This is a genomic window from Bacillus sp. MBGLi79 (assembly GCF_002953915.1).
Window position 1 is genome coordinate 609,764 of sequence record NZ_CP026521.1, and the last position, 5,276, is coordinate 615,039.

The 5,276-nt window shown below is 37.5% G+C and carries 8 protein-coding genes; all 8 read left to right on the forward strand.

Going from position 1 to position 5,276, the window contains the following annotated elements:
- Positions 1-16: 16 nt before the first annotated feature.
- The 8 genes from C1T29_RS03195 (at position 17) to C1T29_RS03230 (ending at position 5,269) form a co-directional block, all read left to right on the forward strand.
- Complete coding sequence (locus tag C1T29_RS03195) at positions 17-277, forward strand: hypothetical protein (RefSeq protein WP_103749762.1); 261 nt, start codon at positions 17-19, stop codon at positions 275-277.
- Positions 278-329: 52 nt separating this feature from the next.
- Positions 330-590 carry a hypothetical protein gene (locus C1T29_RS03200; protein ID WP_103749761.1) on the forward strand — a complete coding sequence of 87 codons (261 nt, stop codon included), beginning with the start codon at positions 330-332 and terminating at the stop codon, positions 588-590.
- A 200-nt stretch (positions 591-790) separates the two neighbouring features.
- Positions 791-895 (forward strand): hypothetical protein, encoded by a 105-nt coding sequence (locus C1T29_RS03205; RefSeq protein ID WP_142393711.1) that lies wholly within the window; start codon positions 791-793, stop codon positions 893-895.
- Positions 896-956: 61 nt separating this feature from the next.
- Positions 957-1,334, forward strand: a complete 378-nt coding sequence (locus C1T29_RS03210; RefSeq protein ID WP_103749760.1) for a YdcP family protein — start codon at positions 957-959, stop codon at positions 1,332-1,334.
- A gap of 35 nt (positions 1,335-1,369) precedes the next feature.
- Positions 1,370-2,812, forward strand: coding sequence for a coupling conjugation protein ConQ (gene conQ, locus C1T29_RS03215; protein ID WP_103749759.1), 1,443 nt, complete (start codon positions 1,370-1,372; stop codon positions 2,810-2,812).
- Positions 2,805-3,863, forward strand: coding sequence for a DNA relaxase NicK (gene nicK / locus C1T29_RS03220; protein ID WP_103749758.1), 1,059 nt, complete (start codon positions 2,805-2,807; stop codon positions 3,861-3,863). Before conQ ends, nicK begins: the two co-directional genes overlap by 8 nt.
- 278 nt (positions 3,864-4,141) lie before the next feature.
- Complete coding sequence (locus C1T29_RS03225; RefSeq protein ID WP_103749757.1) at positions 4,142-4,969, forward strand: hypothetical protein; 828 nt, start codon at positions 4,142-4,144, stop codon at positions 4,967-4,969.
- Between the two features lie 21 nt (positions 4,970-4,990).
- Entirely contained in the window at positions 4,991-5,269 is a 279-nt protein-coding gene (locus tag C1T29_RS03230; RefSeq protein ID WP_103749756.1) for a hypothetical protein, read from the forward strand.
- The last annotated feature ends 7 nt before the right edge of the window (positions 5,270-5,276 follow it).

Here is a 5,276-nt window from a genome sequence, read left to right on the forward strand (position 1 = left end):
AGGAGAGCAAAACGGGGTGATTTATATAAACACTGAAATAACAAACTCGTTTATGAAAGAATCTGTTCCGTTGGCCAGACAAATGGAAGGTGATTGGATAGCGCGAATGAAGATTGCTCTTAATTCGGTCATCATAAATCATTATTTAAACCTTCCGTTAACAAATGAAAATGTTAATGAATTACTGCGAAAAGGCGTTTCATATCGCAGGATATGTAAGCATTACGGTATTGGAAGAAAAGACATTGAAAAGCTGCGGCAATCATCCATAGTGTGACGTTATATACCACTATAGGAGGCCGTTAAGAATCCTTTGAAGGGGGGATGCGATGAAAATAAGGGTGAATGCAACAATCATCACTGATGTTGAAGCTTTAAAGGCTGATAAGGATTTAAACCATTTTAAAGATTATGCCACTTGTGAAACATTCATTGTTGATGCTGATAATTATATGAAGGCTAATGAAGAAATATCTGAGTTGTTAAAAGGCTGGGATTGGTGGTGTATCTGGTCTACTCGTCCATTGAGTAAGAAGGAAAACCAAGTGTTTACTTTGTATAACGATGATCTGTATAACTTATGTCGCTAGGAGGGTTTGTTCCTTGAAAACTACATATACAAAAAAAGCGCCTTGACGAATGATCATCAAGAACGCCGTGTAAAGATTAGACACCTTTATTATACGGCACTTTTATAAAAATGTCATGCGTGAGTATTTGAGTGATGAACAGCAATCACTTTAAATGCTGTAGCAGGCTAGAATAAGCGTGCGGAATAGCTGTAGTCAGCTTGATGGCTATAAATAGCCTACTAGGTTGCCACGAGGGCATAAAGCCGTTAGCAACTGATAAGCGCCAAGATGGATACAGAACCGGAGCGAATCCAAAAATATAAAATTGAAATTTAGTGGTCTTTTGAAAATAAATAATAAAAAAGTGAAATGGGGATATGAAAAATGAACTTAAACTTTATCGTACCGGATATTAACATGACTTTTGGTGAACTGAAATTTTTAGGTTTAAACCGTGAGCGCTATGCCTATGTGGATGGAAAAAGAACGGATACTTTGGAATCGAGGATTTATAATCTAGGGTCAAGTGTGCAAGGTGGGCAGATTGAAGTGACAATTCCTGCTTATGTGGATTTGAAGGAATTTGATTTCTTTAAGGATGTTGAATTGAAAAATCCAAAAATCATGGCGTCCGCAAGAGCGAATGGGAATTTCGCTAACGTAAACTGGACTGTTGAAGCAGAAGACTTAGTATTAAAAGGCGCAGGGTCTTCTGTATCCTCTAAACCTGCCGCGGTAACTGGCGGGAATGAAAAGAAATGACATGATGCTCTCAAATCGGCAGGCGGGTGATATATATGAGTGATTTCTTAAACAAAAGATTTTGGAAATACAGGGGCAAACGAATCCGCCCGTACATGAGAAACAACGTAAAATTAGCAGGCGCAATTATCTTTGTGCCTGTTTTTTTATTGTCTATGTTCATCTTTTGGAGAGAACAACTGATTCATTTTGATATAACTCGATTAATAAAACATTTTGAGTGGAATGTGCCTTTAATCATCAAAAGCATGTTATGCTCTCTGTTAATTGCTGTAGGAAGCATAGCTGCATCTTACTTTCTTTTCTTTGACAGCTATAAGAAAATTCTTCACAGGAAAAAGATTGCAAAAATGATTTTCTCCAATAAGTTTTACGAAAGAGAAAATGTGAAAGTAAGAAAACTCTTTTCAAATGAAACTGACACAAAGGAAAAGATCACATACTTTCCTAGAATGTATTACCAGGTCAAAAACAACCACATCTATATTCGTATTGCTATGGACATGAGCCGTTTTCAGAATCGCTTCCTAGACTTGGGAAAGGATTTGGAAAACGGCTTATTTTGTGACTTGGTTGATAAACAAATGGAAGAAGGCTTTGTATGCTTTAAGCTTCTTTACGATGTCAAAAAGAATCGTATTTCCATTGATGATGCAGTAGCTGAGAATGGAGTCCTTCCGTTAATGAAGCATATCTCATGGCAATTTGATAAGTTGCCGCACATGCTTATTGCGGGTGGTACAGGTGGAGGGAAAACATACTTCATGCTAACGATCATTAAGGCATGTGTTGGACTGGGGGCAGATGTAAGAATACTAGACCCTAAAAATGCAGATTTAGCAGACTTGGAAGAAGTACTTCCGAAAAAGGTCTATTCCCAAAAGAACGGTATTCTTATGTGCCTGAGAAAGTCTGTAGATGGCATGATGGAACGAATGGATGAAATGAAGCAAATGTCTAACTATAAGACAGGTGAAAACTATGCCTATTTAGGCTTAAAACCTGTTTTTATCTTCTTTGATGAATATGTGGCTTTTATGGATTTGTTAGATATGAAAGAAAGAAACGAAGCCCTTTCTTACATGAAACAGTTGGTCATGTTGGGGAGACAGGCGGGGTATTTTCTCGTTTTAGGCGCACAACGTCCAGATGCAAAATATTTAGCTGACGGTATTCGTGATCAGTTTAGCTTTCGTGTTTCATTGGGTTTAATGTCCGATACGGGTTACGGAATGATGTTTGGCGATGTTGAAAAAGCATATGTGAATAAAAAGGAGACAGGGCGAGGATATGCCAATGTGGGCACAGGTTCAGTGTTGGAGTTTTACAGCCCTATCGTGCCGAAAGGATATGATTTTATGTCATCTATTAAAAATGCGCTGGTTGGAGTCGAGGGAGCGCAGGCGACGGCAGTCGCCAGCGGCAGCGTAAGCGACCAGACGGCCAGCGGCGAAGGAGTGAGCGAAGCGAATGGATGAGCTAAAACAACCCCCCCACGCTAACAGGGGGGTAGTAATCGTAAAAGAAAAAAATGAAACCGTTGAAAGTCCTTTGGTATCAATGGTTGACTATATTCGAGTCTCTTTTAAAACTCATGATGTTGATCGAATTATTGAAGAGGTTCTTCACCTTAGCAAAGACTTTATGACTGAGAAACAATCTGGTTTCTATGGCTACGTTGGCACGTACGAACTGGACTATATCAAAGTCTTTTATTCTGCGCCAGATGATAACAGAGGTGTTTTGATAGAAATGTCCGGTCAAGGTTGCCGTCAATTTGAATCCTTCTTGGAGTGCCGGAAGAAAACATGGTACGACTTCTTTCAAGATTGCATGGCACAAGGCGGTTCATTTACTCGCTTTGATTTGGCTATTGATGATAAAAAGACGTACTTTTCTATACCGGAATTGTTAAAGAAAGCCCAAAAGGGCGAATGTATTTCACGCTTTAGAAAATCCGATTTCAATGGCTCCTTTGATCTATCTGATGGCATTATAGGCGGAACGACAATATATTTCGGTTCTAAAAAGTCAGAAGCGTACCTTTGCTTTTATGAGAAAAACTATGAACAAGCAGAAAAGTATAACATTCCGTTAGAAGAACTAGGCGATTGGAATCGTTATGAATTGCGGCTTAAAAATGAACGTGCACAAGTGGCTATAGATGCTTTATTAAAAACAGAGGATTTAACCTTAATCGCTATGCAGATCATTAATAACTATGTAAGGTTCGTTGATGCTGATGAAAACATCACTAGAGAGCATTGGAAAACGAGCCTTTTTTGGTCTGATTTTATAGGTGATGTTGGGAGACTTCCTTTGTACGTCAAACCACAAAGAGACTTCTATCAGAAATCAAGAAATTGGCTTCGTAACTCTTGTGCTCCCACTATGAAAATGGTGCTTGAAGCTGATGAACATTTAGGGAAAACCGATCTGTCAGATATGATTGCAGAAGCTGAACTGGCAGACAAACATAAAAAAATGTTAGGTGTGTATATGGCTGATGTTGCTGACATGATCGTTTAAAAACAAACTGCTAAACCTTTAATAAACACAGGTGATGCGATTAAACGTATGTGTCAACGGTACCGGAACGAAGTGAGGATAAGGAGTTGACATATTCAGCGCCACCAAAACCCTCTTGGCATTGAACAAACAACCGTTTGTTCCTGCCTACCGGCGAGGGAGCCCCCGGTGATTCGGGGGATGGGGGTTAGATTTTCAATAAAATCATTGTTTTTAATTCTAATTTTCTATATATAAACATAACAGTAAATTGACAATAAATGTAAGGTGGCGATTGTATGTATTTACCTTATTATTATTATTATTTACCTAGAAGTTATGAACCCTTGATTAATCAATATCAACAACACTTCGTGTATTATCCAGTTATTCCTTATAATCATTATTATCCATTATCAAATGATCCTCTAGGTAATGAAAGACAAACTTTATATTTACAAGTCCCTGATGAGGTTGAACAAGCTCCAGAAGCTGTTCCGCCAAATTTTAATATTCAGAAGGACTTACCTTGGAACACAATACAAAGTCAAATAAAATCGCAGTATATCGATTATGCAGGGACTATCCAATGTCAAATAATGAATAATTCAGTGAGGTGTGTTTTGTTTTCTGTTCCCAATATTCCAGAATTTAAAATAGGCACGTGCACAAAAACAATAACTAGAAAAATTTTTGGACAGAAAATAAAGATAAAGGTGAGTTATTGGTGTTTACAAAGACGTAAAAGTAGATTTGTTATGTACATTCAGGTTGGAACCAAGGGCATACCTTCTTTAAATTTAAAAAAACGGATACAAGAATGTATAATGCAAACAAAGAAATCCGCAGAAAATGCAGCCTATAGTACATTTTTAACGAAGTTGCCATTAGGACTTCAAGTAGCTGCATCCGAAGCAATATCAGCTGCCTTTTCTGCAGCAATATCAACTTTTAAAACATGTATGATAGGAATCGCAACTGATCTCGAGAAAATTTTAGAGGATGTTCAAAATGTAGAGTATTATCGTAATTTAATTAAAAATCTTAAATTATCATTTCCTTATGAACAGATTGATCGTACTAATTGGGAACCATTCAATTGGCGGTTACCTTCTTATGCTCTTTAACAGAAATAGGGTTGACTTTTTATGAATTTGATTGATGAAAAATTTAAAAAGTTAGGTTTTAATGTAGGTATTACATCTTTGGTTTTTGTTAGAAGTTTAAGTAGAGACTGCATGTTGGTTGTCGAGGGCGAACGAGTAAAAGGGTTTGCTGAGTATCGTTACACCTTCTATAAGACGAGATACTTGCCGGATGGTAGAATGACTAGTTTAAAAGTTTATATGGAGAATCAAAGCATAAAAAGGGTGTTACATCGTGTAGCATCCTTTTTACTGTTCCTAGAAAAAACGAAGCAAGTGTAAAAGTAAT